The organism is Bradyrhizobium sp. AUGA SZCCT0169 (assembly GCF_018130085.1).
Taxonomy (GTDB): Bacteria; Pseudomonadota; Alphaproteobacteria; order Rhizobiales; family Xanthobacteraceae; genus Bradyrhizobium.
This window is the reverse complement of sequence record NZ_JAFCMC010000005.1, coordinates 1-25,909: the sequence shown is the minus strand read 5'-3', so window position 1 is coordinate 25,909 and position 25,909 is coordinate 1. Positions and strand designations below refer to the sequence as shown.

The window sequence follows — 25,909 nt, the reverse complement described above, 5'->3', positions numbered from 1 at the left end:
TCACGCGAATCGAACAGTTCCGTTCGCGTCAAGAAAATGGTCTTCGATACTGATGTTGAAGGCAAATTCCGGCGCAAAACCCGAATTCGCCCTGGCTCGGTAGTGTCGCCGCGGCGTTTTAGACGGTTGTTCGCGGCCGTGCAATCAAGCGCCTCGGTAAAACTTCGTAATACATTGATAAATCAATGTTTTTTAGTTTTACGTCGGTCCCCTGGCGCGAACGGCCGCCTGCCCTATGATTTGCCCGGAACGACCGCCGAAATTATGACGAAGGCCTGCGCCAGCGGCCAGTCGTCGGTGATGGAAAGGTCGATCCGGGCCTCGAACCCTTCCGGCGTCAGTTTCTCGAGCCGGGCCAGCGCCCCGCCGGTCAGCTTCATGGTGGGACGGCCGCCCGGCAGGTTCACCACCCCCATATCCCGCCACCAGACGCCCTGACGGATGCCGGTGCCGAGGGCCTTGGAACAGGCCTCCTTGGCCGCGAATCTCTTGGCATAGGTCGCGATCACCATCTTCTCGTTGTTGGCGCGGCGCGCGGCCTTGGCGCGCTCGGCATCGGTGAAGATGCGCTCGAGGAAGCGCTCGCCATGGCGTTCGATCACCTTGGCAACCCGCGTGATATCGATCAGGTCGGAGCCGATGCCGATGATCATGTCGAAGCCACGCTGCGCTGCCGCCCGCGGTCCATCGCCGCGCGCATGCTGCGGACGGTTTCGCCGAGGCCGACAAACAGCGCCTCCCCCATCATGAAGTAGCCGATATTGAGCTCGGCAAGTTCGGGCAGCGCGGCGATGGTCTCGGCCGTGTCATAGTCGAGGCCGTGGCCGGCATGAACCTCAAGCCCCGCGGCGCGCGCCAGCCGCGCGCCCGCGACGATGCGCTGCCATTCCGCCTCGGCCTTGGCGGCATGGCCATCCACCACGGCGTCGCACCAGCCGCCGGTATGGATTTCGATCACCGGCGCCCGGAGTCGCGCGGCCATCTCGATCTGAGCCGGATCGGCGGCGATGAACAGCGACACCCGGATGCCGGCATCGTTCAGGCGCGCGATGAACGGCGCCAGCGCATTGTGCTGGCCGACCACGTCAAGCCCGCCTTCGGTGGTGAGCTCTTCGCGGCGCTCGGGAACCAGGCAGACCGCGTGCGGCCTGGTCGCCAGTGAAATCCGCAGCATGTCCTCGGTCGCCGCCATCTCGAAATTCAGCGGTTTTGAGATTTCGGCCTTGAGGCGCGTCATGTCGGTGTCGCGGATATGGCGGCGGTCTTCGCGCAGATGCGCGGTGATGCCGTCGGCGCCCGCCTCGATCGCGGTCAGCGCGGCGCGCACCGGATCCGGCCGCGCGCCGCCCCGTGCATTGCGCAAGGTAGCGACGTGATCGACATTGACCCCGAGGCGCAGCGGAAGAGCTTTCGGCATTTCACTCTCTTGGAATCCTAGCGGGCGACGTTACCCATTAACACGCTCGACCCGTGCGACGACGGCCTTGGCGCGCAACTGAGCGATAATAGCGCTGAGATGCTTCAGGTCATAGACCTCGAGATCGATGGTCAGCTCGGTGAAATCGGGGGAGCGGCGCGACATGCTGATATTGTCGATATTGCCATCATGCTCGGCGATCACGGTGGCGACCTGGGCAAGGCTGCCGGGCTCGTTGACGTTGTGCACGAGAATCCGCGCCGGAAAACGTTGCGGCATCGTCTCGTCGACGTCCCAGCGCACGTCGAGCCAGCGCTCCGGCTCTTCCTCGAAATCCTTCAGCGCCGGCGACTGGATCGGATAGATCGTGATCCCCTCACCCGGTGAAACGATGCCGACAATGCGGTCGCCCGGCACCGCGCCGCCGTTCGGGGCGAACTTGACCGGCAAGTCGGAATTGAGGCCGCGCACCGGGATCACCGACGCGCTGCGCGCCGGATGTGGCGGCGATTTCAGCTTCAGCTTGTCCGCGAGGCTTCGCTTGGCCCCGTAACGCACCATCCGCTCTTCCTTGTAGTCCGGATACATCGCCCGCGCGACGTCGGACGCCTTCAGTTCGCCGCGCCCGACGGAGGCCATCACGTCTTCGATCGAGGCGCGCGCCAGCCGGGGCAGCGCGCCCTTCAGCTTGTCATCGGCGTATTCGATCTTGGCGCGGGCAAACAGGCGGTCGACGATACGGCGGCCAAGTCCGGCATATTGATCGCGCACGGCGGTCCGGGTGGCGCGGCGGATCGCCGCCCGCGCCTTGCCGGTGACCGCAAGCGACTCCCAGGCCGATGGCGGCGCCGCCTGTGCCTTCGAGGTCAACACCTCGACCTCGTCGCCGTTCTGCAATTCCGACGACAATGGCGCGAATTTGCCGTTGATCTTGCAGCCGACCGCGCTGTTGCCGACGTCGGTATGCACGGCATAGGCGAAGTCGATCACGTTGGCCTGGCGCGGCAGCGCGATCAGCTTGCCCTTCGGGGTGAAACAGAACACTTGGTCGTGGAACAGTTCGAGCTTGGTGTGTTCCAGGAACTCTTCGGGATTGGCGCTTTCGGACAGAATGCCGACGGTGTGGCGTAGCCAGGCAAAGGCGTTGGACTCGTGCTTGAGCCGCTCGGTCGGCGAGCCCTCCCCCTCCTTGTAGAACGCATGCGCCGCGATGCCGAATTCGGCGATCTGGTTCATCTCCTCGGTGCGGATCTGCAGTTCGACGCGCTGCTGGCCGGGACCGATCACGGTGGTGTGGAGCGAACGATAGTCGTTCTGTTTCGGCGTCGAGATGTAGTCCTTGAAGCGCCCCGGCACCACCGGCCAGGTGGTGTGGACGACGCCGAGCGCGCGATAGCAGGATTCGACGTCGGCCATCACGACGCGGAAACCGTAGATGTCGGACAATTGTTCGAAGCCGACGGACTTGCGCTCCATCTTGGTCCAGATCGAAAACGGCTGCTTGCGGCGGCCATAGACCCGCGCGGTGATTCCGTTCTTCTGCAAATTCTTCGACAGCTGGCTTTCGATTTCGCCGATCAGATTGCGGTTACGCTCGGCCAGTGCGTCGAGCCGCTGCATCACCACAGCATAGGCTTCGGGATCGAGCGTGTGGAACGACAGGTCCTCGAGCTCTTCGCGCATCTCCTGCATGCCCATGCGGCCGGCGAGCGGCGCATAGATGTCGAGCGTCTCCTCGGCGATCCTGCGGCGCGAGGCGTGCGGCACGAATTCCAGGGTCCGCATGTTGTGCAGGCGGTCGGCGAGCTTGATCAGCAGCACGCGGACGTCGTCGGCGATCGCCAGCAGCAGCTTGCGCAGGTTCTCGGCCTGCTTGGCCTCGCGCGAAACCAGCTCCAGCCGCTTCAGTTTGGTGAGGCCCTCCACCAGCGCGCCGATCTCGTGGCCGAACACGTTGTCGATCTCGGCGCGCGTCGCCTCGGTGTCCTCGATGGTGTCGTGCAGCAGCGCTGCGACGATGGTGGCATCATCGAGCTTGAGGCCGGTGAGGATCGCCGCGACCTCGAGCGGATGCGAGAAATAAGGATCGCCCGATGCGCGGGTCTGGGTGCCGTGCGCCTTCATGGCGTAGACATAGGCGCGATTGAGCAGGTCTTCGTCGGTGTCCGGATTGTACGAGCGAACACGCTCGACCAGATCGTATTGCCGCATCATGCGCGAACGGGGGGATTTGGGCCGCTCCACGGCGGGCAAGGCCGGCGCCACCGCGACCGAATCGGTCGCAGCCTGCATTTGCCGGGATATGCGGCGCCAGAACGCCATCGAATCACTGCCTCATCCGCGCGCCGAGCTCGGCCCGCTGCAAGAATGCCTCAAGAACACTAATGCGATTTCGAGCGAAGCTGCACCCCGTTGGGAGTCCGCAAGCGATCAATTTCGCATGGCTTGGAACGATTGTGATGCCGAACCCGGGTCAAGCTGCGGCCAACCCGGTTCAGGCGATCTCGCACCCATCCGCCAAGCACGCATCGTACCTGAAAAAATGTCAACAAAAGCAGAGGCCCGGACAAATGTCCGGGCCTCTGTCAGATCAGGGTGTTCGGGACGTCCCGTTGCCGGGTCTATTCGTCCTCTTCGGGCTGCTCTTCCGGCGGCGCCAGGCCCTCGAGGCCCTTCAGGAGCTCTTCCTCGGTCATGCGCTCGACCGCGACCTCGGTGTCGTCGGCATCGACGCTGGCGCCGGCCGAGCCGATCAAGGGCACGGTATCGGGCTCAGGCTCATCGACTTCGACGAATTTCTGCAGGGAATGAACCAGTTCCTCGCGCAGGTCTTCCGGGGAGATCGAGGAGTCGGCGATTTCCCGCAGCGAAACGACCGGATTCTTGTCGTTGTCGCGGTCAACTGTGAGTTGTGATCCGGACGAGATCATACGGGCGCGATGTGCTGCCAGCAGGACCAGGTCGAACCGGTTGTCGACCTTATCAATGCAATCTTCCACGGTGACGCGCGCCATAGACTGTCGCTCCGTTAAATGGGGCCCAATATGTCGGTTATGGGGGCTAGTTATAGGGGCGGATGGCGTTTCGCAAGACTAAATTTGTGATTTGCCTTCTTAATGGGCTCTGGTAACCCAGTTCCCGGGGCCAGAAGGCCGGAGCGTCCGAAGACGGCGGGACACCGTTCGGGACAAGTATTCTCTCCTTACAACGTCAAAAGACTAGGTATTTCGCCCTCGCCTCACCATAATTGCAGTGGTGATTGTCGTGGGGAAAGATTCACCGAACTTTAGACAGCTGACCTGGAAAGTGCGCGCGGTCGATTCCCGCTGCGCTAAAAACGTTAACAACAACGCGAGAACCCTTTGATGTCACCCGCTTCCAACAAGATCGCGCTCTTCATCGATGGCGCCAATCTCTATGCAACCGCAAAGACACTCGGCTTCGACATCGACTACAAGCGCCTTCTCAAGGAATTCCAGAGTCGCGGTACGCTGTTGCGGGCGTTCTACTACACGGCGATTATCGAGGATCAGGAATATTCATCGATCCGTCCTTTGATCGACTGGCTCGACTATAACGGCTACACTGTCGTCACCAAGGCGACCAAGGAATTCATAGACGCCAGCGGCCGCCGCAAGGTGAAGGGCAATATGGACATCGAGCTCGCGGTCGATGCCATGGAGCTCGCCGAGCACGTCGATCAGATTGTGCTGTTCTCGGGCGATGGCGATTTTCGCTCCCTGGTTGAAGCGGTGCAGCGGCGCGGCGTTCGCGTCACGGTGGTGTCGACGATTTCGAGCCAACCGCCGATGATCGCCGACGAGTTGCGCCGCCAGGCCGACGTCTTCACCGATCTGGTCGAGCTGCAATCGAAGCTCGGCCGCGACCCCTCCGAGCGCCCCGCTCCGCGCGAGCCGCGTCATCACGCACCGCAATTCCTGCAGCGCGCCACCACCATGGCGCCGCGGGCCGCCGGCGACGACGATTTCGAAGATTGAGAATGATCCGCTGCACTGCTAGAGCCCGGTTCTGGAATCAGAACCGGGCTTTTGCTTTTGTCGTGACGCGCTTTCCTGACACCAACCGGTATCCGCTGCGCTGGAAAACGCTATGGTCGTAGATGGCTAGCGTCGCCGCCCTTCCCGCAACCGAACCCGACCGCAACTGCCCGCTCTGCCCGCGGCTCGCCGAATTTCGTGGGCAGGCGCGCCTGCGCGAGCCGGGCTGGCACAATGCACCGGTGGCCTCGTTCGGCGACCCGAAGGCCCGGCTATTGATCGTGGGGCTGGCGCCGGGCCTGCAGGGCGCCAATCGCACCGGACGCCCTTTCACCGGCGACTACGCGGGTGATCTGCTCTATGCAACCTTGCTGGAATATGGCTTTGCCAAAGGCAGCTATCAGGCACGGCCCGACGACGGGTTGCGGTTGGCCGACTGCCGGATCAGCAACGCGGTGCGCTGCGTGCCGCCGCAGAACAAGCCGCTGCCGGTCGAGATCAACACCTGCCGGCAATTCCTGATCACGACCATCGCCGGCATGCCCAGACTTCGCGCGATCGTGGCGCTCGGCAGGATCGCCCATGAATCGACGCTGAAAGCGCTTGGCCTGCGCAGCGCCGCGGCGTCGTTTGCGCACGGCGCCGTGCATAGTGCCGGCCCGATCAAGCTTTACGACAGCTATCACTGCTCCCGCTACAATACCAATACGCGGGTGCTGACGCCGGAAATGTTTCGCAATGTGTTTGCGAAAGTGCGCGCGGATCTGGATAAGAGCTAGACCCGGTTTTCCTTCAGCCACGCCAGCACGTCGCCGGCGTTCCGGTCCGGCGGAAACACCGGATAGAACACGTGGCTGATGCGCCCGCCATCGATGATCAGCGCCAGCCGCTTGATCAGCGTCAGCCCCGCCACCTCCATGGTCGGCAATTCGAGGGCGCGGGTCAGCGCCAGCTTCTCGTCCGACAGCACCGGGAACGGCAAATGCAGCCGCGACGCCATTTCGGTCTGGTAGATGTTGCTTTGCGTCGACAGGCCGAAGACATGCCTGGCGCCGGCGGCCTTCAGATCGGCGAACAGATCGCGGAACGAGCAGGTCTGCGGCGTGCAGCCGCGCGCCCCGGGGATCATGTCCCAATCGTCGACCAGGCTGATCTTGCCGGGCTCGCCGGTGCGGGGATAGGCGAATACGACGACCCGGCCCGGCAGCGCCGACAGTGTGACCGAATTGTCGTCGGTCGCCATCAGGCTGAGCGGCGGGATCGCCAAGCCGACAAGGTGGGCGGCTGCGCCATCGTCCGACGGCGCCGGGATCTTGCTCCAGTCGACTTCGAGCAGATTTTTTTGATTCATTGAATGCTCGCTCCCTCAAGGTGGCGAGTAGCGAATGGCGAATAGCGAATAGAAGGGATAGCTGCCGAATTTACCATTCGCCATTCCCTGTTCGCCATTCGCCCCCTACCCCCGCGCGCGCAGCAGGCGGCCCTTCTCCCGGCCCCAGTCGCGTTTCTTCTCGCTCTCGCGCTTGTCGTGCAGCTTCTTGCCCTTGGCCACCGCCAGCAGCAGCTTGGCGCGGCCGCGCTCGTTGAAATAGAGTTTTAGCGGAATCAGCGTCATGCCGTCGCGATCGACCGCGCCCATCAGCTTGTTGATTTGTTTGCGGTGCAGCAGCAGTTTACGCGGCCGCTTGGGCTCGTGGTTGAAGCGGTTGGCCTGCAGATATTCGGGGATGTTGGCGTTGATCAGCCAGATCTCGCCGTCCTTGGTGTCCGCATAGGACTCCGCAATGGTGGTCTTGCCGTTGCGAATTGATTTCACCTCGGTGCCGGTCAGCGCGATGCCGGTCTCGATGGTGTCCTCGATCGCATAGTTGAACCGGGCCTTGCGGTTCTCGGCGACGACCTTGATCGGGCGCTCGTTCTTCTCGGCCACGTTAGCTCTTCTTGAGGAGATCGCGGATCTCGGTCAGCAGCTCTTCCTGGCGCGTCGGCTTCGGCAGCGCCGCGGGCGCGGCCTCGTCCTTGCGCTTCAGGGTGTTCATGGCGCGAATGACCATGAACAGCACGAACGCGATGATGATGAAATTCAGCGTCAGCGTCATGAAGCTGCCCCAGGCCAGCACGGCGCCCTGCTTCTTGGCATCGGCCAGATTGGTCGCCGTCACCGCCTTCGACAGTCCGGTGAAGTAATTGGAGAAGTCGAGACCGCCGGTGATCGCACCGATGACCGGCATGATGAAGTCGCCGACCAGCGAGGTCACGATGGCGCCGAAGGCCGCACCGATGATGACGCCGACCGCGAGGTCGACGACATTGCCCTTCATCGCAAATTCGCGGAATTCCTTCAGCATAGTCGGTTTCCTTCGTGCATCGGGCGAAGTGAGAGGCCAGCCTCAGTTGATCAGGCCGGCATGGACCATGGCGTCGCGGATCACCTTGCCGGTTGCCGGCGTCACATTCATCAGCGGCAGACGCACTTCTTCTTCCAGCCGTCCCAATAGCTTGAGGCCATGCTTGGCTCCCGCGAGACCCGGCTCCTTGAAGACCGCATCATGCAGCGGCACCAACCGGTCCTGAAGCTTCAGTCCGGTGGCGTAGTCGCCCTTCAGGACGGCCGTCATCAGCTCGGCGCACAGTTTCGGCGCCACGTTGGCGACCACCGAAATGCAACCATGTCCGCCCGCCGCCATGTAGGCCAGCGCCGTCATGTCCTCACCGGACAGCTGGATAAAATCCGGTCCCATCGCATGGCGCTGTTGCGATACCCGGGCGAGATTGGCGGTGGCGTCCTTGACGCCGGCGATGTTCTTCAACTCGAACAGCCGGGTCATGGTCTCGACCGACATATCGACGACGGAGCGCGGCGGGATGTTGTAGATGATGATCGGGATGCCGATCGCGTCATTCACCGCCTTGAAGTGCTGATACATGCCTTCCTGGGTCGGCTTGTTGTAATACGGCGTGACCACCAGCACGGCATCGGCGCCGGCCTTCTCGGCGTGGACAGCCAGATCGACGGCCTCGCGCGTGGAGTTCGAGCCCGCGCCGGCGATGACGGGCACGCGCCCCTTTGCCTCCTCGATACAGATCTCGACCACGCGGTGATGCTCGGCATGGCTCAGCGTCGGGCTTTCGCCTGTCGTGCCGACGGGAACGAGACCGTGCGAACCCTGCTCGATTTGCCAGCTGACGAGACCGCGGAAAGCCGCCTCGTCGAGCGAACCGTTCTTGAAGGGCGTGACCAAGGCGGTGAAGGATCCCTGGAATTTTGTCTTGGCTGCCATGGATTTCCTCCCAACGCGCGCGTGACGGCACCGCTAAAAATGACCAGCCAATTCATATCGGGTCTGGCGATCTGGCGAAAGGGCCGAAGGATATGACCACAGGCCTTTGTTTTTGACGCATTTTCCGGCCGCGAGGCCTCGAGTGTTCCCGGATCGAATCCGACGGCTCGAAAATGCCGTAGCCGCGATTTTGCCGTGGTGTTGGCGCAAACACCCCCGGCCGCGACGTTTTTAGCATTTTGTACGCATATTCAATCAAATAGACCTAAGGCTTGAGCGATTGAGTGATTCGCCGCCGCAGAGGAAATTCGTGACCCGATCCGCCCGCGCAGCCGCATTGCGATCGACCGCACTGGCGACAGGTCTGGCGCTGTCGGTTGGGCTTTCCGCAGTTTCTGTGGAGGCCTGGGCCAAGCCGAAAGTTCCGTTGCCGAAGCCGCGGCCGATCGCCCGCAACGTCGTTCCGAAAACCACACCTGCAAGCCCGACAACGGCAAACCCGACGTCTGCGATCCCGACGCAACATTCAGCAGCGCAAACGACGGCTCCCGCTTCGCCAGGTCCAGCACCGATCCTCGCGCCTGCGACGCGCCAGCACGCCGCTCTGCCCGCGGCGCGCAAACACGTGACCCCTGCGGCGGTCGCCGCGACGTCGTCGACCTCGCAGTCCGACAAGGACGCGCTGGAGAATGTCATCGAGCTGGTTCGCAAGCGCAAGCCCGGCGATGCGACGCAGGCACAGGCTGCCATATCAGATCCGGTCGCCCGCAAGCTTGCGGAATGGCTGATCCTGCGCAGCGACGACAATGGCGCTTCCGTCGAGCGCTACCGCGCTTTCATTTCAGCCAATCCGAGCTGGCCCTCGCAGACCTTCCTGCGCCGGCGCATCGAGGCCGCGCTGTGGGACGACCGCCGCGACGACGCCACGGTCTGGTCGTGGTTCGAAAACGAATCGCCGATCTCGGCCAAGGGCAAGTTCGCGCTGGCGCGGGTGATGATAGGGCGCGGCGATCGCGCCAATGCCGAACGTCTGGTGCGCGATGCCTGGCGGCACGACGGCATGACGGAGGACACCGAAAACACCGCGCTCGATCTGTTCGGCGCCCTGCTGACGGCCGGCGATCACAAGGCACGGATGGATTTTCTGCTCTATGGCACCGAGCAGGAAGCCGGCGGCCTGCGCGCCGCGAAACGGCTGGGTGCGGGCCACATGGCCTTGGCCAAGGCGCGCATCGCCGCCACCAGGAAGGGCTCGAACCTCCGGGCCTTGCTGGACGCGGTGCCGCGCGAACTGCACGGCGATCCCGGCTACACCTTTGCCAGGATCCAGCTGCTGCGTCGCGAGGAGAAATTTGCCGAGGCAGCCCAGTTGATGATGGGCGCGCCGAAGGATCCGGGCCGCTTGCACAATCTCAACGAATGGTGGGTCGAGCGGCGGCTGCTGGCGCGCAAGATGATGGACGTCGGCGAGCATCGCAACGCCTATCTGATCGCGCGGGATGCCGCCCTGCCCTCGCGCGACATCTACAAGACCGAGCAGGAATTCACCGCCGGCTGGATTGCGCTGCGCTTCCTGAAGGACCCTGCGGTGGCCGCCCAGCATTTCGCGCGGATTGGCGTCGGCAGCGTGAACCCGACCGCGCTGGCCCGCGCCGGCTATTGGCAAGGCCGCGCGGCGGAAGCCGCCGGCCGCGCCCAGGAGGCCCGCGCCGCCTACACAAGGGCCGCCGAACAATCGACCAGCTATTATGGCCAGCTGGCGCGCGCCAAACTTGGATTGCCGCAGATCGACCTGAACGGCGTTCCCCGCGGGCGCGGCGCCGAGCGGCTCGAGATCGTGCGCGCGGTGCAATTGCTCTATGAACTCCAGGAGCGTGAGCTCGCCATCCCGATTTTCGGCGACATGGGCGAGAATGGCGATCCCGACGCGCTGGCCGGGCTTGGCGAGCTGACCGCGCGCTACACCGACGCCCGCGGCATGCTGCTGCTCGGCAAGGCCGCCCTCAATCGCGGCCTGCCGTTCGACCATTACGCCTATCCCGTCAACGGCATCCCGCCGTTCAAGTCGATCGGGCCCGAGGTCGAGCAGAGCATCGTCTACGCCATCTGCCGGCAGGAAAGCGCCTTCAACCAGGCCGTGGTCTCCCCGGCGCAGGCCTACGGACTGATGCAGGTGACCCCGGATGCCGGGCGCTATGTCGCCAAACGGGCCGGCGTCAGCTTCGACCTCAACCGGATGAAGACCGATCCGGTCTATAACGCCGCGATGGGCGCCGCCGAACTCGGCGGCTTGCTCGAGGACTATCGCGGCTCCTACATCCTGACCTTTGCGGCCTACAATGCCGGCCGCGGCAGCGTCAAAAAATGGATCGAGCGCTATGGCGATCCGCGCGACCCCAAGGTCGACGCGGTCGACTGGGTCGAGCAGATCCCGTTCTCCGAAACGCGAAACTACGTGCAGCGGATCATGGAGAACCTCCAAGTCTACCGCGCGCGGTTCGGCGGCGGGACCAGGCTTCAAATTGAAGCCGATTTGCGGCGCGGCTCCAGCGTCGAGTAGCGCCGTCGCACGGGTTTTGTGGGCCAGGATTCCCGGGCGGTTGGATCGAGGTGCCGTAGAAAACCAGCACCTTGGAGATCCCGGCTAGACGTTGTTGGACGCCCGGGGGAAGTGGTTTAGAATCGACGTCGTGAGTAACAGGCAGAACAATTCCCGCGATCAGACGCTTCAGCAGGCCTCACAAGCGCTGCAGATGCAGCAGTTCGATCGAGCCCAGCAGCTGGTCTCCGGCATACTGAAATCGAACCGCACCGACAGGAGCGCGGTCCTCGTTCTGGCTCATGCCCTGATCGGTCAAAATCGTCACGTTGAGGCGATCATGCCGCTCGAAAGGATGATGCGCCGTAACAGCGACGGGGAGATCGAAACCCTGCTTGGTGCCGTGTTGTGCGGTGCACGCCGATCGTCGGATGGTATCGATCAATTGCGGCGCGCTGCGGCGCGGCGTCCGCCATATTTGCCTGCGTTTCAGGAACTGGCAGGCCAGCTCTCCAAAGCCGGACAACTCAACGAAGCGATCAGGACCATCGAGGATGCCCTCGCATTGGCTCCTGCGAGCATCGACTTGAAACTCGACTTGGGGCGCCTGCTGCTTGAGGACAATGATCGCGCAAGGGCTCGCGAAACTCTGATGGTCGCGCGCGATGCAGCGCCGGGGCGCCCGGACATCCTGACAGAGCTCGGGCGGGCATTGCTCCTTGACGGCGAATACGCGGCGGCTGCCGATGCATTCCGCCACGCGCTCGGCCTGCGCCCTCAGGATGCGTTGGCGCGCGCCAACCTTGCCGCATGCCTGCTGGAGATGGGAGAGCGCGATGGTGGCGAGGCTGCCTTGCGTTCCGTCATGCGCGGACGCCCTCAGATGCTCGGCCGCGCCACCTACGCCCTTTCCGCTTCCTCACATGGGCGCTTTTTTTTCCGGCGGAGTGCGGTGGTGCAATTCCTCGGCGAGAAGCGCCCGGAGTAGCTACGTCCTGAAATTCCGCCTGTACAATCCGGGCTCGCGTCTGATCTGGTGTTGCAAAGCGCTAACCCGCCGCGCTTCTTCTTCCGTGAAGCAAGAAATTTGCGCGCTCCAGTTTTCTCGCCTGACGGGAATGCATTGCGCGATGGGCGTGCCTTTCGGAATAACACCCTCGAAGTCCCTGTCATGCCAATGCGCCGGGAAGTGCACCCAGGTGTCCTTGTAGCGGTCGCAATCGACCAGTCCGCTCAGCGTGGTAAAAGGCAGATCGAAGCGATTGACGGGATGCGTGAAGAATACGCAGTAGCCTTCCGGGGCTTCGATGGTCCACAAATTGTGGAACTTGACCACGAAGTGGTCGGCTTCAAAAAGTGGCGTACCGGTGACCTGCCCCTCATCGTGAAATCCGATTGGCGAACGGGGAAGATCGAGGGCTCCACCCGGTGGGATCTCGTTGTCCCACGTGATCTGGCCGTTCGCGACCCTCAAGTCGCAGATCAACGGAAGCAGAAAGCCGTGGGTCATTGCGTCGATGAACGGCGGGCACCGCTTTACCGTCTCATCTTCACGCATGTTGATTGAGCTGTAGGCCTTGGCCGGCATCGCCTTGAGCCAGTCGGGAACGCCTTGGGCGGCCGGCACTGGCGCGGGCAGATAACCCTCAAGCTCTCGAGGACAGCGAAATTTGAGATGCAGCGTGTCTAACATTTCAATAGCCCGGTTGTGAGCGCTTCAATGCCACACAGATCACTACTAAGCGGAAACGGCTTCTGACCATCCCCTAAATGTGATGCCAGCCCAAACTTGGCTGGTGTCAGCATTGCGTCAGGAACTGGAAACAAGATGTCCGCACCGAAGCCGGTCTTGCGGCCTTTGTGGCGCTTTACCCCGGCTGCAAGGAACGCGGTCAGTGGAACTCGGTCCAATAAGGCAAAGCCCCCGGCAGTTTCCTGCCGGGGGCTCAGCTAGAGATCGATCAGACGAACTGGATTACCAGTTACGCTGAGCGCGAAGCAGCAGGACGATGCTGTCCTGATCGCGCAGTTCGTACACGGTGGCCGGCTTCGCCGGAGCCGCGAGGAGCGGGGAAACAACCGTACCGGCGTACTTCTGGTCGATCCGCGTCCAGTTCACGTCAGCCGAGAACGTCAGGCCCTTCACCGGGGTCCAGCGAGTGATGAGACCCGCCTGAGCGACGTTGAAGTCCGGGTTGCAGGTACCAACCAAGGCAAGCAGCACGGCTGCGTTGGCGCAAACAGCGGTCCGGCCCAGATTGCCGTACTTGACTTGAGCGTAGGCACCGTAGAGACCGCTGCTCCAGTAGGGATCCCAGTTGTGGTTGAAACCACCGCGGAAGCCCCAGGTCCTGATGTTCTCGAGCGAGCTGCCGTTGGCAGCCGTGGTTCCCGTGTACACAGCATCCGGAGCGTTGGCGAAGGCGACGCTCTGGTAAGCGCCGGCCAGGCCGGTGCTGCCGAACATCGAGTAGGAAGCCGGAGCCAGGTTCTGGATGTTGTAGCGGGTCGCGCCGTCCGTGTAGACAGCCTGCAGGTTCAGAGTGTCACCCGCACCAGTCGGGATGTTCTTGATCTGCAAGGCACCTTGGACAGCCCAGCCCCAGTTGTTGCTCGGGTGGCCGGTCGTTTCGTTCGAGCCGTAGTAGCCAACCGTGTTGTTGTGCGCCACGGCCGACAGCTGGAACAAGCCCCAGGCCTGGTCAACCTTGAGGACACCGATCAGGTCCGGAGAGCGCGTGCCGGCGGTGTTGTTTACACCGTAGGTGCCGCCCATCATGCCGCCCGCGGTAGCACCGGTCAGGTTCAGGATGCCAGCCTGCCCGTAGGCGACCACGTCCTGAGCCGAAAGGGTACCCGACACGCCGTTGCCGAACTGAGCGGTGTAGGTGAACTGGTTCACACCAGTGACCATGCCGCTGCCGCCGACGAGGCTGTCGAAGTTGTTGGCGGGATAGTTGACCCAGGGAGCGTCGAACTGCGAGATCGTCTTACCCATCGTGAACCCAGCGAACTGGATGAACGCATGGTAGACGCCGAGCGAACCCTGCGAGGTGAGGCCGTCAGCCTGCGCACCAGCAATGCTCGAATACGCGCTGCTGCCGGGGGTCGTGCCGGCTCCGGCGAAGTTGCCGGTGGTCCAGCTGAAGACCGCATCGAAGTAGGTGCGGACGACGCCGTATTCGGTCGCAGTGCGCGTATCGATGTTGATGTCCTGACGGGAACGAGCGGTGTAGTAGTTGGTGAACCGGTTCCGGGCGCCGTTGTTGCCGCTGAACTGGCCGCTGTAATCGCTGTTGGTGTTGAGCGCCAAGTCAACGCGCAGATAACCACCCAGCTTGATGCAGGTGTCCGTGCCGGGGATGTAGTAGAAACCAGCACCGTACAGGGAGCAGATCCTCACGTACTCGACCGCTTTGGCCTTGACGGGAAGATCGGCAGCCTGTGCTCCGCTCATGGCGATCAGACCCGCCGCTGAGCCGAGAATAAGGCTCTTAACCATCTTCATGATAAACCTCCAAGTTGCTCTGTAGGGAAGGTTCCGGATCCGCCGGGTGCAAACACCCTAAGGTTGGTTCCCTTAATCCCTTGAAACCCGCTTAGTCGCTTCGCGCCTTCGGACACTCCCGCATGAACGCGAGGGACTTAAGCGAACCACCTAACGGGACGACCTCGGGATGCCCCCCTCCGTCGCGAGATCACAATTACCGAGGACTTCTGCACACGCAACAAAGGAACCGCTTCCAGACGCATGACTCAGCGCCTTTTCCAAAGGGTGTTGCACAAATAACACGCAGACGTGATCAGACTTTCTTCGTAACCAATTGTTTCAAATAGATATTTTTTGAAAGTTCCATTTGACCCCCGAATTGTTGCTGGTGGCCGGCCGGCGAACGGTTTTCCCTTTCCGGGCATGTGGCGGCGTCGAATCGAGCGTCCAAAATCACCGAATCCCCGCCAGGCCGTCACACTCGTGGTGAAATGAGGATCGGCGAAATGACCGCCGCAATGCCCGTTCGCCACCATCTATCGCAGCCATATAAAGGCTCATGGAGCCGCGGTGTTGCTTTACCGGAACGGGTCCGGCCCACAAACGGCTCTGCGAAACCGTCCCCAGGATTGCAAATGTCCCTATTACCGGCGGCCGAAACGCGCCTTTGCCTTTGCGGGCAACCCGTCTCATCCGAATCCGCGGTGAGCCGCGCCGAATCGCTGACAGGGGTGTCGCCCGAATGAACGGATCCCGCCTTTTGAAGACGTCAAAGCCAGCACACGCGCGAAATGAGCCCAGGGCCGGCTTTCAAGGCCGGCTTTAATTGTATGGACGCCGTCTGGCCGCACGGGGAAGGCCGCACGGAAGCTCTCAAACCGGCGCCGCCAGATGCGAATTGGCGTACCGCGCGCGCCAGTGGGCGGCAGCCTCCATAAATGGCCCCGGCGTAACCTGAATCTGCCGCTTGCGGCCCGCCCCTGCGTCGGGCATATCCGCCCTTACGGAGCTGTGGCCGAGTGGCTGAAGGCGGCGGTTTGCTAAACCGTTATAGGGTTGTAAAGCCCTATCGAGGGTTCGAATCCCTCCGGCTCCGCCACACCTTCGCCCTGACGGGCTTCCGGTGGCAGGCCACCCGGAGACCGTCGGGGCGAAGGGTGTTGCCACATGTGGAACGTCTATTTTCCTTGAACGCAGCAACGGCGATGCTCGACGGATGATCTCCGACGTCATTTGCGTCTCATCAACAAGGGCGCGTCGTTTCGACGAGCGCCGAGCCCGATCATAAAGGGACTGGTCGCACCAGCCCCCTGTTGAATGCGTCGGGCAGTAAAGCCTATCCGCCCCACGAACTGCGGCTGGTCGCAGATTTCTTCTTCTTCGCCTTCGCCTGCTTCTTTGCCGAGAACTCGTCGATCGTGCTCTTCCCACTCAGGTCCGCAACTTGCGGTCCGACCTGCCCTGCGAGCAGCCTCTCGGTGGCCACCGCGGGCGCCGCAAGGCCTACACAGGCGGTGGCCGCAAGGATCAATGTCAGCTTTCTCATCTGCTTCTCCATTCGAAGCCGATAAATGCCCACCAAGATCCAACGAACGAACGCACGCCGCGTTCCTATCTTCTCCCGCGGATCAGCGCCGAGGCGCGGGGCCAAGGTGGCATGTGGAGCATCGTCTCGATGAAGATGGCGTGGGCCGTGAAGCTGCAGCAGGTGCGCATTGCGGTGGCTTGTCAAACACGGAGCGCGAGAACGAATGGCCCGGAAGCCACGCGCGATAGTCGAGTGCCGCGAAGAGGCGTTTTCCTTCGTCCCCTCGTAACGAAGTCACCATGAACACCGTTGGTCGCCCGGAGAGAGCCTGCCAGCTCCAGGCGACGCGCGGACTGGCGAGCGGACAGACCAGAATGCGAGCCGTTCCGTAAGGCGACAGAGAGGTCGTGCCGTCGATCGTCGCCGCGCACTCGCAGGGAGCGCGCGAGGCCCAATCGGTGCGGATCGGCCCCGGCAGCACCGCCCTGCAGACCGGCGGCCCGTCACGATAGTGCGTGATGGTGTACCCCTGCGGATCAAGAAGCAGCGAGTCTTGAACCGTGATCCCAGCTTCCGCTTCCCCGAACGTTCGGGTGCGTTGTGCCGGCATGGTCCAGTCATACAGCACTTCGGTCGGGTATGGGTTTTCATCGGAATCGAACGGTGTCACCAGACCTGTGATCGCGAGTTGCTCGGGCCATTCGGAAAACGGGACCGCCGCACAATCTGCCTTCAGTTCAGGCATGATCCGCTTGATCTCGTTCTCGGCAAATTCGCGCGATTGCGACATTGCATCGATCAGGCCATCCAGCACACGCGGCGGATTAGCTGTCATCGCCGGCTTGGCCGGTTTGCAGGCGGCAGCGATCTCGGCAAGATCTGTCTCGTCCAGCGTCTCGAATCGAACCTGATAGCTGAGCGCATATCGGCTGAACGGCGGAAGCCGATCACTTGCAAACGGAAATATGAGGCGGAACGGCGTTTGATCCGACGTCTTGTACCAGAGCCAATAGCTAGCGGGCTCTGGCGCGATAGCTGTCTTCCACCATTCAACCGGCGTCTCGCCGATCGGCGCTGAGCCGGCGCACAGCGACTGCGGTGCAAGCCAGTCTGTCGTAAGCGGCCGCCAGCCGGTCTCGCCTAAAGCGCGGCACTGCTTGTTCGCGGCGCCTTCCGACTTGAGGACGTACGTCTGGTTGCCCGCAACGAACAGGTCCAGCGACCCGCGCCTGACGCCATGAAGCTTTACCCGCATCGCGGGAAGCGTAAGGTCAGCGACGATTTCGGCCAGCACGAGCTGTGCCTTGGTGAAAGGCGCCATCAGATAAGTGCCGCGCCATTTCTCCGGCAGGCGCGGATGTGATGTTGCGCCGCAAGGGGCGAGTTGCGGCAGGTCGAGCAGCGCACGCGGTTCTTGTGCCGCCGCGGGAAAAACCATCAAGGCGGCAATCGTTACCGAAGCCATGCGCCAGCATGCGTATCGCGTTCAGGTGCTCCTGAGTTCTCCGTTCATTCCGTTCGGGTAGAAGCCGCCCTTGCTAACGCCGGTCTTGTCGGTCAGGTAGACGATACGCAGAACCTCTTGCGGCGTGCGCCGGAAGGCAATCGCATCTGACGTCGAAGGCACAAAGTTGGCTTTACCGTCGACTCTGATCCCCTCGTCTTCTTTCTCGGGGGTCCCGTCAATTTTATCCCGCGCATCGGAAATCGCGTTGGCGGCTTCCCACGCCTTCTCGCCCATCATGTAGAGCTGGGAGCGGGCCATTCCCATGTGGTAGGCCTCGACAGCAAGAATCCCGGCCGCCGCCTGAACGAATTCCTTTTTCTTGAGCAGCGGCGCCGCGCCCGCATAAGCGGTCACGCCGACGTCTTCGAACAGCATGCCGCCGAGCAGGACCGACATGTCATCGGCAAATGGATCGAAATCGGCGGGCAATCCGGCAGCCTGAGCTGCGGCCTTGAACCCGGCGTCGAAGTCGATCGCCGGTCGCGATATGGCGTTCCTGCCAAGCGTCTTGCGGTAGAAGCGAACGTGGGCCAGCTCGTTTTCCGCCGTCTCTTCGATGAACTCGCGGATCGCCTTTTCCTTGAACTGGGCCTCGTGTCCACCCACCACCCTACCGGCGTCCATGCCGGCATCGGCGTCGCTAATGCCCTTGCCGGTCGTGGCGCGCAGATAGAACTCAGCCTCCATGTATTCGAGGTTCAGGGCGAAGGTGAAAATATCCTCGTCGTCGATCGCTGCCCTTTTCTGACCGATCCCAACGCCGGTCGTCTCGCGCTTTTGCTGGGCATAGGCCTGCGGCATGAGCAATCCCGCGAGCCCTGCGACCGATAGGCCGGCGATCGACTGCCGGCGGGAAATAGGCCGGGAGATATGCAAGGCATCCATGGCGTAACCTCCTGCGTTCTGAGAGGGGCCGCGCCACTGTTCATCGCTATCCAAGGCGCATACGGGCGCGGCCTTGGCACCAGTGCCTGGTGCTCGAAGCGCACAACAGGAGACCACGGCGCAGGTTCCAAACCGCCCGGAAGCCAAGCAGCACGATCTCGTGACGCTTCCCCGAAAGTCGGCCTTCGTGGTTTTAGTCAATGGTGGCACGCAGGTGGAGCGGCCCGGGCGGGCCTGTGAGCCGCAGCGAAACTGAGCCGGCGATTGCACGTCGCGAAAGCGGCAACGAAAAAACCCCGCCGGATGGGATCTCCGGCGGGGGTCAAGTCAGGGTTAGCAACGCGTTGCGAAAAACAACGCTGCGAACAATCATCGCGCTTATTATTCTTATTTAAAAGATTAATCTTTGCCCTTTAATTTTTAAATGTTGATTACATGGTGGGCGACAATCGGTCCGATACTTCGCGGTTGCTGCCAAACAAGGCGGCCTTGCAATTCGGATTGGCGGCAAGCCCGCAGAGCGATGCTGTCCGTCGCCTTGCCGACCAGGGTGGAACATGCGCGCGCGCCGCGCATTTGTTACGGACAGCCATGGCGAACGCGCTGAACAAGTGGCCGCGGTCACGGCCACCGATCGAGCGGACCTTGCCGTAGGCGCTTGATCTGGAAAGCCTCGGTCCCGGGGATAGCCACTCTTATATTTTGTTCCCGGCGCGAAACTTTACAGGCGAAACTTACAGGCGAAACTTTACAGGAATGGCTCAAGCGGCTGAAAGTGCTGCTTCGGCTCACCGGGCATGCTGCAAATTTTTCGGCTCCGTCCGGGAACAAGTGGCAATGTTCGACGTTATCCCGCGTCTGATGGACACGGACATAGGACCCCTATACGGCCTCGGCGCGCTTCCCCCGTGCGCTGAGGCCGTTCTTTTTTCTGCAGGCTTCACGGACCGCTTTGAGGGGTTTACCGTCACCTGCGCGACCGCTGCCGAGGCGCCCGGCGTCAAGGCGCCCTGCCCGGATCGCCAACGGGACGCGAGCCATCCTCACCATTCGCAAGCGAGGTGACCGCGGCATGCGTGAGGATGTTGCCGAGAAGATCCTTGATCAGCACTTCCGAATGCCCGTCTTCGAAACTTGAGCTGCCCAGGCGGTGGCGTATCCAAAACTTTCTACAGGCGGTGCCGTTAGCCCGCCTTGGCGACCTCGATGCCGCCCGGCACGCGGACGTCTCATAGGTTAAACAGTTGCGGATTGCTCGTGACGTATTCGGCCCAAAGCTCGCGCATCATCCGCCTGACGTCTTCAGCCCTGAAGCCGCTTCCATTCGGATGTCTATTTGCGAGTTGACCTGAGCGTTCGATTCCCGAAAAGGGATCGCCCGGATATGGCGTGAAGGCTGCGTCGGTCGGCTTATGGACGATGCCTTGCGGAGTGATATTGAACTGGTCGCGCCTGACTAAAGTGCTCTCCATCATCGACGTCCTGCGGCCAACAGGTAAAGGCCTGAACCGTGCAGGGAAAAGCGAGGAAGCGAGGATAAGTTCCTGGCGTTCGGATCAGACGAAAGCCGCACACCGGGTGCTGCCATTCCGGGCCCATGGTCCGGTGAAGGCTGGATGAACGAAGACCTCGGCAAGGCGTTTTGCCTGACGAAGCCGTGGCGCCGATGCGAAAGCCGGCGGCAAGGAGGTCAGCAACGATGAAACGCAGATCGATCTGGAAACGATACGGGTTCGCCTGGGTGACTGGAGCGCTGTTCGTGATCACCCTGTCGGGCCACTGGGTATTTGGCTGGTTCGCCTACGTGAACGAACAGCACTCGCTTCAACAGCCTGTTGAGATCAGCGGCTATACGATCGAGATGATGCGAGACACGCTGGAAAACTGGCAGTCCGAGTTTCTGCAGCTGCTCTGGCAGGTTGCAGGCCTCGCCATCCTGCTCCACGTCGGGTCTCCCCAATCCAAGGAAGGCGATGATCGTATGGAAGCGAAACTCGATGCGATCCTGCTGGCAGTCGACCCCGGAAAGGGCGATCAGCTCATCAAAGGCATCGATGATGAATATGAGGGCCGGCATACCGATCGTCGCTTTGTCCGAATGCTGGAGCAGCGCCGTTGACGTTCGTCTGAACGGCTCTGCCGCAGCTGTCGGGGCGATGCCCCCACATTGAAACCTGGTCGGCCGTCGCGGATTGTCCCCCCACACGAGGGAGAGAAACCATGGCTGATCCGGAGCGCTTGAAACCAAATGACTTCCCCGTTCACGCCAACAAGAAGAAAATTATCAAAAGCGACGGCGAGGACATTGCTGAAGCCACGACGCCTGCGGTCGCGGAAGACGTCGCGGAGCGATTGAACGAAGACGAGCACCGCCGGGAAGAAGATCGGTGGGCATAACTCGTTCCGCGGCATTGATTTTGAAGGAACGCCGCAAATCAAAAAAACGCCGGGCAAAGGAAAACCCTGCCGAAGCTCGACAGGGTTACGTAGATAACCGATGGACGGCAAAGCGAAGGCATTGTCGCCCATCGGGGGAATACGCTAATTCGCCAAGATCAGTTTTCCGTGCAGACCTTCATGGTCTTCATGCCGGTTTCGGCCTCGGTTCTGGTCTTAAATATTCCGTTGTCCACGACGGTTGTCGTCGTGGTCGTCGGCTTCTTGTCAACAATGGTGCACTTCTTGGTCGTCGTGTCTCTCACGACATAGAACTCGGTGGTTTGCGCCAGGGCCGAAGTGACCGAGAATGCGACGACAACGCTTGAAAGCAAAAGCTTCTTCATGGGGCTTCTCCAGATTGATCAAGTCAGGTTGCGGTTTAGTTCACCGTGCGGACCAGGAAATAACCAACGCCGCCGACGAAGATCACGGCAGGCACCGCCCAAAGTAATAGAACTGGCATACTACTCTCCTCATGTTTGCCCACGTGGACTAACTTCGCCGATTGCCACTTGTTCCCGATCCAGTGCGCAAGGCCTGCGGACGACCGCCCTCCGCATTGTGTGTGGTGGACTATCTTCCTCGATCCGCCGGAACATTTGATCTTCTGTTCTGTTCTCCAAGAACTGTTTCAAACCTGGAGGATGTAATGAAGACTCTCGTCACTGCCGCTCTCTTGAGCGTTGCCGTTATTAGCGCCCCGGCCTATGCCCAGACCGCCCAGCCCGGCGATCGCGCTGCCCCGGCCGCGACCACCAGCCCGGCGGCTTCCAACAAGATGATGCTCAAGGGAAACTGGCGCGCATCGAAGCTCATGGGCCTCGACGTCTACAATGAAGCCAATGAGAAGCTGGGTGATGTCAACGAGATCATCCTGGACAAAACCGGCAAGGTTAGTGCTGTCGTTATCGGCGTCGGCGGCTTCCTTGGAATGGGCGAGCACGACATCGCCGTTTCCCTGGACAAGTTGAAGTTCATGGAAGAGCCCGCCCGGACCGCCTCAACCGCTCCGGCGACGACAACCGCGCCGGCGACGACGCGTGATAGCACGACCGGCGCGGCCACAGCCCCGGCCACGGCTCCCGCGCGTACGGCGGGTGCCAATGATTGGGTACCCGATCATGCCGTGATGAGCGGCAACAAGGAGCAACTCAAGGCGATGCCGCAGTTCAAATATTCGGATTACAACTAAGGTCGAAAGCGAGGGGGCCCATCTCGGGCCCCCTTTTTCTTAACGATAACCTCAACGCGGGGACTTCGGCCACGATGCGGCTATTCCTCCGGAACCTATCAGCTAACGAAAGACCCTAACTTCGGGGGCTAGCCGGGGGCGTCGTCGACGTTTGTGGCGCGGCGGGCTGCGGATCGCCGGTCCCGCGGGGCACACAGGTGCCCACGTTGCTGAGCAGCCGTTTGGCCTGCAGATCGCGCGCCCTGGCATATTCCCGCCGACGCTCGAAGTTGATGGCAGCCCCTCGGTCCCAGGCCTCGAATGCATCGGCATAGTGCTTGCGCATCTGTTCTTCCGCAGCCAGACACTCGGAGAACTTCTCAAACACCAAGTTTGTATTCACGGGGGTAATGCCGCCGACCAGGACCACGAGCATCCATTTCATCGTCCGCACCCACGCTGTTGCCCTGCACACAACAGCGAGAACGCGGTTACGTTCCAGCATTCGGGAACAGGTGGCAATGAGCGGCGTTGAACGTCCGTCTGGCGGATACCGGACATATGGAAACGGCCTCAGCGTCCTACCCCGAGGCTGGGGCCGTTTCTGCTCGCTTGTGCTCAGCGCCAGCCACCTTTAGCGTGGACTTGCTTTGGATGCCGTAAGCCCAAGGGACGCCGTTGGCCGCATCCACATCGAGAAGATCGAGGGACCGTTCCTGTTTGCCCACGGTGGCGGCCCGGCTGAGTACGGCGAAGGCCTCACATTTGCAATCGAGCGCGGTTGGCTCTGGAAACACGAATCCGGCCTATGTGAAGTTCACGCCGGCTGGCGCGCAGCTGTTCGCTTGAGCGTCCGGTGAAACCGGACAGGGTCACTTACTCAGTTGTAGATGAGCTCATTTAAAGTGGTTCCCGAGGGGGAACGAAATATATACGGCTCGCGTTCTAAGGGGGCGGGGCGCAAGATTGCTCGTCACTGCGAGATCCGCGGCTTCCATCTGTGATGAGAACGCCCGCTCCCGCCTTCTACAAACGGAAAGTAGCGCGCCATGCCCCAACGGCGTCGGATCCGACAAAAATTATCCCTCTCAGAACGGATGGCGCCATACGGCAAGGCCGCGCGAGAGAAGGCTTCCCTTCTTCAACCGGGAGCTGAGAAAGACGAACTCCTTCGCAAGGCGGGACTGGCCGATACTGCGGCGCACCTCAACGAATGGGCCAGCTCGCCCGGCCTTCCGCCGCCGAAGTAGAGTCATGAAGGATTATCAAGCGTCCGTCGAAAAGCTTCGCAAGGATGCGGCCGAGGCCGCGCTGATCCGCTTGGCAACGGATGGCAAAGCGCGACGTCTTCAATCGTCTATACGAACCCCTCAATCGCCTTGCAGACGAAGTCGAGTGAGCGATGAGCGGTCAGACAGCTGGAGGACGACCATGGCTAGCGACCTGCGCATCCGTGACCTCAATGCTGAAGCCGATGAAGCTTTGGAGCGGCGCGTACCATGCCGAACGGGCAAGCGAAGATGGAAGCCTTGAAAAAAGCCGGACGGCTGCGCAACGCTGCCGATGCTGGCGGGATTTCATTCGCAAAGCGTGGCAAGCCACGAAAGTAAGGCCGCCTCAGTTTGGCGGCCCTTTGAGCCGTCGATAGGCGGCCCCAGCGCGACTGGCGCTGCACTGGAGCCGCCCCAACCGCCGGCAACGGCGGCTGCTAACGGGTCAGCCAAATTACTGCAACTTGATTGATCTTCCCGAACTAGTTCGGACTACCTCGCGGCCTGGCGGGCGTAAAAAAACGGCCCCAGCGTCTAAATTCCATTAAGCGGGGATTGTAACTCGGAGCAGTTGCCACTTGTTCCGGTCGGCCGAGACAACTCTGGCAAGTCGGCGCTAATTCCTCCGACGCGAGGATGGTGGCGCAAATTGGTTCCCACATGGGAACGAACACGGAGCATGGGCCGTTATCGCCTGGATAGTAGGCCCGGCCTTGGAATCAGCCTAGGCCCCGCCGCTCTTTATCAGAGGGACAGCCAAGATCGGGTGGCATCATGTTGGAGCTAATGGCGCTGGTGACCGCAGCCGTTTCGATCCCGACAATCGTAGTGCTTGGCCTGTTCCGCCTTGCTGAATTGAAGCGTGCCGAGGACCTAGAAACACCGCCCCAGGTCGATGAATGGCTTGCGTCTGAAGAGCTTCATTCGCCGAATTGAATGATTGTCACTTGTTCCCGAAACTCCGTGCCCGTTTTCAGCAAACTTACTTCTCGGCGTCATCGGAGCGGGTTTGTTTTTTCCCGAGCCACCCCTGAACCACCCGCAGCCAAGCGGTTCGTTCGACCTCGCTAGGTGCGCGATCCGCTTCTCGCTGAGCCTCTGCCGTCTTCGCCTTGTAATCGTCGCGGCCCGTCATCAGCGCAAATTAGGTCGGTGCGTCCCGAAAGAACGAGGCTGCAGCATCGTGATGTTCGACCCCAGCCATTGCGGCTTGCATCAGATGGAAGACGACAAGACCTGCCAGGCCTTTCCTGTTCGGCGTGGTCGGGCTGTTTGGATCGTTTGTCGGCTGCAATCGCCAGGCTGGTCTGGGGGCGATCGGAAGTATCTGACCGCCTCACCTCTCCCGCCGCACGTCCTTGAACTTTTTCGCGGCCTTGATCTTTCCTGACGGCCATGAACTCGCCGCTCTTCTTGTTGCGCCTGGTCCAGGCGCTGGCGCCGCCGAGCTTCGTCTTACAGCTGGGTGCGTTTCTTCTCCGCGCCCTTGCGCGCATTGTCCCCCTCGGTTTGTTGACCGCCATCCTTTATCTCCGTTGGCCGCTGCCGGAAGGAAAGCCCTTAACCGGGCAGATGGTTCCGGCGAAGGAGCGATCGGTCAGCGCTGGCCGCGGTAGGCCACAAAAAGCCCGGCTCAAAGGCCGGGCTATTCTGAGGAGGTATCACTGCTTAACTCCGAATTTTCAAACGGCCCCAACCGAGGGGCCGCCAACCCGAACGATACGGGTTTTCCTCCAGCAGTCGGGGGGCGCCTTCTGGCTGGAAGCTTCAAAACGACGCTCTGGCAATCCAATGGTTCCAGCCAAAGCGAATTCGGACACTCAAAAGATTCAACTTTGGCACTGCGAGGAATACAAAGGCATTTCGGCTCACAGGAATTGCCGGCTTGCGCCGGCCCTTCTTGGGCGGGTGATGGGAGCGCTGATTTGATGGCCTTCGCGCTCCAGCGATGCTCTGCAAAGGTTTGCGCAGCTCGGTCGCAAGGCTCGCAGCGTGCGTTTCCGGGATCAGAATACCGATGCTGCGGTGCTACCTTGGCAACGTGTTGGTCGAATAGAGTTTGAGCTCCCGTGCGGGCCGACGTTTGTTCAAATGACCTTACCGGCAGGTGCCGCTCTTCCCCGTTAGCGTGTCACCTGCGATCAGTCGCGAAGCTGCAATGACGAAATCATTGCTCTCCTGCGTCCAATTGACCCGTCGGGCAAATCAATTCCGATTTACGGAATTCGTGTCAAGCCCCGAAATGAAAAATATTTCTGTTTACCAGAACTAAAACCAGGTGTATATCTTTGCCCATCCCGTCCTACTCAGAAGGGCGTCGGCCGTCGTCACGGACGTTGGGCGGGTTGCGGTGGACGCTGGTTTACGCTGAGACGACGGCGTG

The 25,909-nt window shown here is 61.5% G+C and carries 24 protein-coding genes and 1 tRNA gene; 9 read left to right on the top strand and 16 right to left on the bottom strand.

What is annotated here, in order from left to right:
- Positions 1–233: 233 nt before the first annotated feature.
- The 4 genes from acpS to rpoZ all read right to left on the bottom strand — a co-directional run bounded on the left by acpS (position 234) and on the right by rpoZ (position 4,431).
- Complete coding sequence (gene acpS / locus JQ609_RS07500) at positions 234–653, bottom strand: holo-ACP synthase (protein ID WP_212208215.1); 420 nt, start codon at positions 651–653, stop codon at positions 234–236.
- The gene (locus tag JQ609_RS07495; protein ID WP_212272803.1) at positions 650–1,417 is read right to left on the bottom strand and encodes a pyridoxine 5'-phosphate synthase; all 768 of its coding nucleotides are present in this window, start codon (positions 1,415–1,417) and stop codon (positions 650–652) included. The genes acpS and JQ609_RS07495 overlap by 4 nt, the downstream gene beginning before the upstream one ends.
- Positions 1,418–1,447: 30 nt before the next feature.
- Positions 1,448–3,739, bottom strand: a complete 2,292-nt coding sequence (locus JQ609_RS07490) for a bifunctional (p)ppGpp synthetase/guanosine-3',5'-bis(diphosphate) 3'-pyrophosphohydrolase (protein ID WP_212208217.1) — start codon at positions 3,737–3,739, stop codon at positions 1,448–1,450.
- Positions 3,740–4,038: 299 nt separating this feature from the next.
- Positions 4,039–4,431 (bottom strand): DNA-directed RNA polymerase subunit omega, encoded by a 393-nt coding sequence (gene rpoZ, locus JQ609_RS07485; RefSeq protein WP_074276225.1) that lies wholly within the window; start codon positions 4,429–4,431, stop codon positions 4,039–4,041.
- Between the two features lie 351 nt (positions 4,432–4,782).
- Between rpoZ and JQ609_RS07480 the strand changes: the two genes are divergently transcribed.
- Positions 4,783–5,415 carry an NYN domain-containing protein gene (locus JQ609_RS07480; RefSeq protein WP_212272801.1) on the top strand — a complete coding sequence of 211 codons (633 nt, stop codon included), beginning with the start codon at positions 4,783–4,785 and terminating at the stop codon, positions 5,413–5,415.
- A 122-nt stretch (positions 5,416–5,537) separates the two neighbouring features.
- Positions 5,538–6,194 carry a uracil-DNA glycosylase gene (locus JQ609_RS07475; protein WP_212272799.1) on the top strand — a complete coding sequence of 219 codons (657 nt, stop codon included), beginning with the start codon at positions 5,538–5,540 and terminating at the stop codon, positions 6,192–6,194.
- On the opposite strand, the gene JQ609_RS07470 is transcribed toward JQ609_RS07475, so the two are convergent.
- The 4 genes from JQ609_RS07470 to dapA form a co-directional block, all read right to left on the bottom strand.
- Positions 6,191–6,766 carry a peroxiredoxin gene (locus JQ609_RS07470; protein WP_212272798.1) on the bottom strand — a complete coding sequence of 192 codons (576 nt, stop codon included), beginning with the start codon at positions 6,764–6,766 and terminating at the stop codon, positions 6,191–6,193. The genes JQ609_RS07475 and JQ609_RS07470 overlap by 4 nt on opposite strands.
- A 105-nt stretch (positions 6,767–6,871) precedes the next feature.
- On the bottom strand, positions 6,872–7,345 hold the full coding sequence (smpB, locus tag JQ609_RS07465) for an SsrA-binding protein SmpB (RefSeq protein ID WP_027537130.1): 474 nt from the start codon (positions 7,343–7,345) through the stop codon (positions 6,872–6,874).
- A 1-nt stretch (position 7,346) separates the two neighbouring features.
- A complete protein-coding gene (mscL, locus tag JQ609_RS07460; protein WP_212272796.1) occupies positions 7,347–7,763 on the bottom strand; it encodes a large conductance mechanosensitive channel protein MscL in 417 nt (138 codons plus the stop codon).
- Positions 7,764–7,805: 42 nt separating this feature from the next.
- Entirely contained in the window at positions 7,806–8,696 is an 891-nt protein-coding gene (dapA, locus tag JQ609_RS07455) for a 4-hydroxy-tetrahydrodipicolinate synthase (RefSeq protein WP_212208222.1), read from the bottom strand.
- A 310-nt stretch (positions 8,697–9,006) separates the two neighbouring features.
- Between dapA and JQ609_RS07450 the strand changes: the two genes are divergently transcribed.
- Both JQ609_RS07450 and JQ609_RS07445 read left to right on the top strand, forming a co-directional pair.
- Positions 9,007–11,256: a lytic transglycosylase domain-containing protein gene (locus tag JQ609_RS07450; RefSeq protein WP_212208223.1), complete on the top strand. Its 2,250-nt coding sequence runs from the start codon at positions 9,007–9,009 to the stop codon at positions 11,254–11,256.
- Positions 11,257–11,386: 130 nt separating this feature from the next.
- The gene (locus JQ609_RS07445; RefSeq protein ID WP_212272794.1) at positions 11,387–12,223 is read left to right on the top strand and encodes a tetratricopeptide repeat protein; all 837 of its coding nucleotides are present in this window, start codon (positions 11,387–11,389) and stop codon (positions 12,221–12,223) included.
- On the opposite strand, the gene JQ609_RS07440 is transcribed toward JQ609_RS07445, so the two are convergent.
- Complete coding sequence (locus JQ609_RS07440; RefSeq protein WP_212208225.1) at positions 12,224–12,928, bottom strand: hypothetical protein; 705 nt, start codon at positions 12,926–12,928, stop codon at positions 12,224–12,226.
- A 282-nt stretch (positions 12,929–13,210) separates the two neighbouring features.
- Complete coding sequence (locus JQ609_RS07435) at positions 13,211–14,743, bottom strand: porin (RefSeq protein WP_212208226.1); 1,533 nt, start codon at positions 14,741–14,743, stop codon at positions 13,211–13,213.
- Between the two features lie 987 nt (positions 14,744–15,730).
- Between JQ609_RS07435 and JQ609_RS07430 the strand changes: the two genes are divergently transcribed.
- Positions 15,731–15,824: transfer RNA gene (locus JQ609_RS07430), tRNA-Ser, on the top strand.
- A gap of 237 nt (positions 15,825–16,061) precedes the next feature.
- Here JQ609_RS07430 and JQ609_RS07425 read toward each other — a convergent pair.
- From JQ609_RS07425 to JQ609_RS07410, 4 genes are all read right to left on the bottom strand, one after another.
- Positions 16,062–16,271: a hypothetical protein gene (locus JQ609_RS07425; RefSeq protein ID WP_212272792.1), complete on the bottom strand. Its 210-nt coding sequence runs from the start codon at positions 16,269–16,271 to the stop codon at positions 16,062–16,064.
- An 82-nt stretch (positions 16,272–16,353) separates the two neighbouring features.
- Positions 16,354–17,574 carry a hypothetical protein gene (locus JQ609_RS07420; RefSeq protein WP_212272790.1) on the bottom strand — a complete coding sequence of 407 codons (1,221 nt, stop codon included), beginning with the start codon at positions 17,572–17,574 and terminating at the stop codon, positions 16,354–16,356.
- Between the two features lie 165 nt (positions 17,575–17,739).
- Positions 17,740–18,645 (bottom strand): ferritin-like domain-containing protein, encoded by a 906-nt coding sequence (locus tag JQ609_RS07415; protein WP_409363390.1) that lies wholly within the window; start codon positions 18,643–18,645, stop codon positions 17,740–17,742.
- Between the two features lie 1,229 nt (positions 18,646–19,874).
- Complete coding sequence (locus tag JQ609_RS07410) at positions 19,875–20,120, bottom strand: hypothetical protein (protein WP_212208230.1); 246 nt, start codon at positions 20,118–20,120, stop codon at positions 19,875–19,877.
- 224 nt (positions 20,121–20,344) lie between these two features.
- Between JQ609_RS07410 and JQ609_RS07405 the strand changes: the two genes are divergently transcribed.
- Positions 20,345–20,764 (top strand): DUF6766 family protein, encoded by a 420-nt coding sequence (locus JQ609_RS07405; protein ID WP_212208231.1) that lies wholly within the window; start codon positions 20,345–20,347, stop codon positions 20,762–20,764.
- Positions 20,765–20,865: 101 nt separating this feature from the next.
- Positions 20,866–21,042 (top strand): hypothetical protein, encoded by a 177-nt coding sequence (locus JQ609_RS07400; protein ID WP_212208232.1) that lies wholly within the window; start codon positions 20,866–20,868, stop codon positions 21,040–21,042.
- 158 nt (positions 21,043–21,200) lie between these two features.
- On the opposite strand, the gene JQ609_RS07395 is transcribed toward JQ609_RS07400, so the two are convergent.
- Complete coding sequence (locus tag JQ609_RS07395; RefSeq protein WP_212208233.1) at positions 21,201–21,428, bottom strand: hypothetical protein; 228 nt, start codon at positions 21,426–21,428, stop codon at positions 21,201–21,203.
- Positions 21,429–21,733: 305 nt separating this feature from the next.
- Here JQ609_RS07395 and JQ609_RS07390 point away from each other — a divergent pair, with 305 nt between their 5' ends.
- A complete protein-coding gene (locus JQ609_RS07390; RefSeq protein WP_212273157.1) occupies positions 21,734–22,276 on the top strand; it encodes a PRC-barrel domain-containing protein in 543 nt (180 codons plus the stop codon).
- Positions 22,277–22,391: 115 nt separating this feature from the next.
- Here the strand turns inward: JQ609_RS07390 and JQ609_RS07385 are convergent, their stop codons facing one another.
- A complete protein-coding gene (locus tag JQ609_RS07385; RefSeq protein WP_212272789.1) occupies positions 22,392–22,700 on the bottom strand; it encodes a hypothetical protein in 309 nt (102 codons plus the stop codon).
- A gap of 1,612 nt (positions 22,701–24,312) precedes the next feature.
- On the opposite strand from JQ609_RS07385, the gene JQ609_RS07380 reads away from it, so the two are divergent.
- Positions 24,313–24,462: a hypothetical protein gene (locus JQ609_RS07380; RefSeq protein ID WP_212208237.1), complete on the top strand. Its 150-nt coding sequence runs from the start codon at positions 24,313–24,315 to the stop codon at positions 24,460–24,462.
- Positions 24,463–25,909 lie beyond the last annotated feature (1,447 nt).

Coding starts and splice junctions, on each gene's coding strand:
- JQ609_RS07435 (WP_212208226.1), bottom strand. CDS start 14,743: ATGAAGATGGTTAAGAGCCTTATTCTCGGCTCAGCGGCGGGTCTGATC.
- JQ609_RS07405 (WP_212208231.1), top strand. CDS start 20,345: ATGAAACGCAGATCGATCTGGAAACGATACGGGTTCGCCTGGGTGACT.
- JQ609_RS07425 (WP_212272792.1), bottom strand. CDS start 16,271: ATGAGAAAGCTGACATTGATCCTTGCGGCCACCGCCTGTGTAGGCCTT.
- JQ609_RS07400 (WP_212208232.1), top strand. CDS start 20,866: ATGGCTGATCCGGAGCGCTTGAAACCAAATGACTTCCCCGTTCACGCC.
- JQ609_RS07390 (WP_212273157.1), top strand. CDS start 21,734: ATGAAGACTCTCGTCACTGCCGCTCTCTTGAGCGTTGCCGTTATTAGC.
- JQ609_RS07470 (WP_212272798.1), bottom strand. CDS start 6,766: ATGAATCAAAAAAATCTGCTCGAAGTCGACTGGAGCAAGATCCCGGCG.
- dapA (WP_212208222.1), bottom strand. CDS start 8,696: ATGGCAGCCAAGACAAAATTCCAGGGATCCTTCACCGCCTTGGTCACG.
- JQ609_RS07420 (WP_212272790.1), bottom strand. CDS start 17,574: ATGGCGCCTTTCACCAAGGCACAGCTCGTGCTGGCCGAAATCGTCGCT.
- JQ609_RS07395 (WP_212208233.1), bottom strand. CDS start 21,428: ATGAAGAAGCTTTTGCTTTCAAGCGTTGTCGTCGCATTCTCGGTCACT.
- JQ609_RS07490 (WP_212208217.1), bottom strand. CDS start 3,739: ATGGCGTTCTGGCGCCGCATATCCCGGCAAATGCAGGCTGCGACCGAT.
- JQ609_RS07380 (WP_212208237.1), top strand. CDS start 24,313: ATGGCGCTGGTGACCGCAGCCGTTTCGATCCCGACAATCGTAGTGCTT.
- JQ609_RS07415 (WP_409363390.1), bottom strand. CDS start 18,645: ATGGATGCCTTGCATATCTCCCGGCCTATTTCCCGCCGGCAGTCGATC.
- rpoZ (WP_074276225.1), bottom strand. CDS start 4,431: ATGGCGCGCGTCACCGTGGAAGATTGCATTGATAAGGTCGACAACCGG.
- JQ609_RS07495 (WP_212272803.1), bottom strand. CDS start 1,417: ATGCCGAAAGCTCTTCCGCTGCGCCTCGGGGTCAATGTCGATCACGTC.
- JQ609_RS07480 (WP_212272801.1), top strand. CDS start 4,783: ATGTCACCCGCTTCCAACAAGATCGCGCTCTTCATCGATGGCGCCAAT.
- acpS (WP_212208215.1), bottom strand. CDS start 653: ATGATCATCGGCATCGGCTCCGACCTGATCGATATCACGCGGGTTGCC.
- JQ609_RS07440 (WP_212208225.1), bottom strand. CDS start 12,928: ATGTTAGACACGCTGCATCTCAAATTTCGCTGTCCTCGAGAGCTTGAG.
- JQ609_RS07410 (WP_212208230.1), bottom strand. CDS start 20,120: ATGATGGAGAGCACTTTAGTCAGGCGCGACCAGTTCAATATCACTCCG.
- JQ609_RS07385 (WP_212272789.1), bottom strand. CDS start 22,700: ATGAAATGGATGCTCGTGGTCCTGGTCGGCGGCATTACCCCCGTGAAT.
- JQ609_RS07475 (WP_212272799.1), top strand. CDS start 5,538: ATGGCTAGCGTCGCCGCCCTTCCCGCAACCGAACCCGACCGCAACTGC.
- mscL (WP_212272796.1), bottom strand. CDS start 7,763: ATGCTGAAGGAATTCCGCGAATTTGCGATGAAGGGCAATGTCGTCGAC.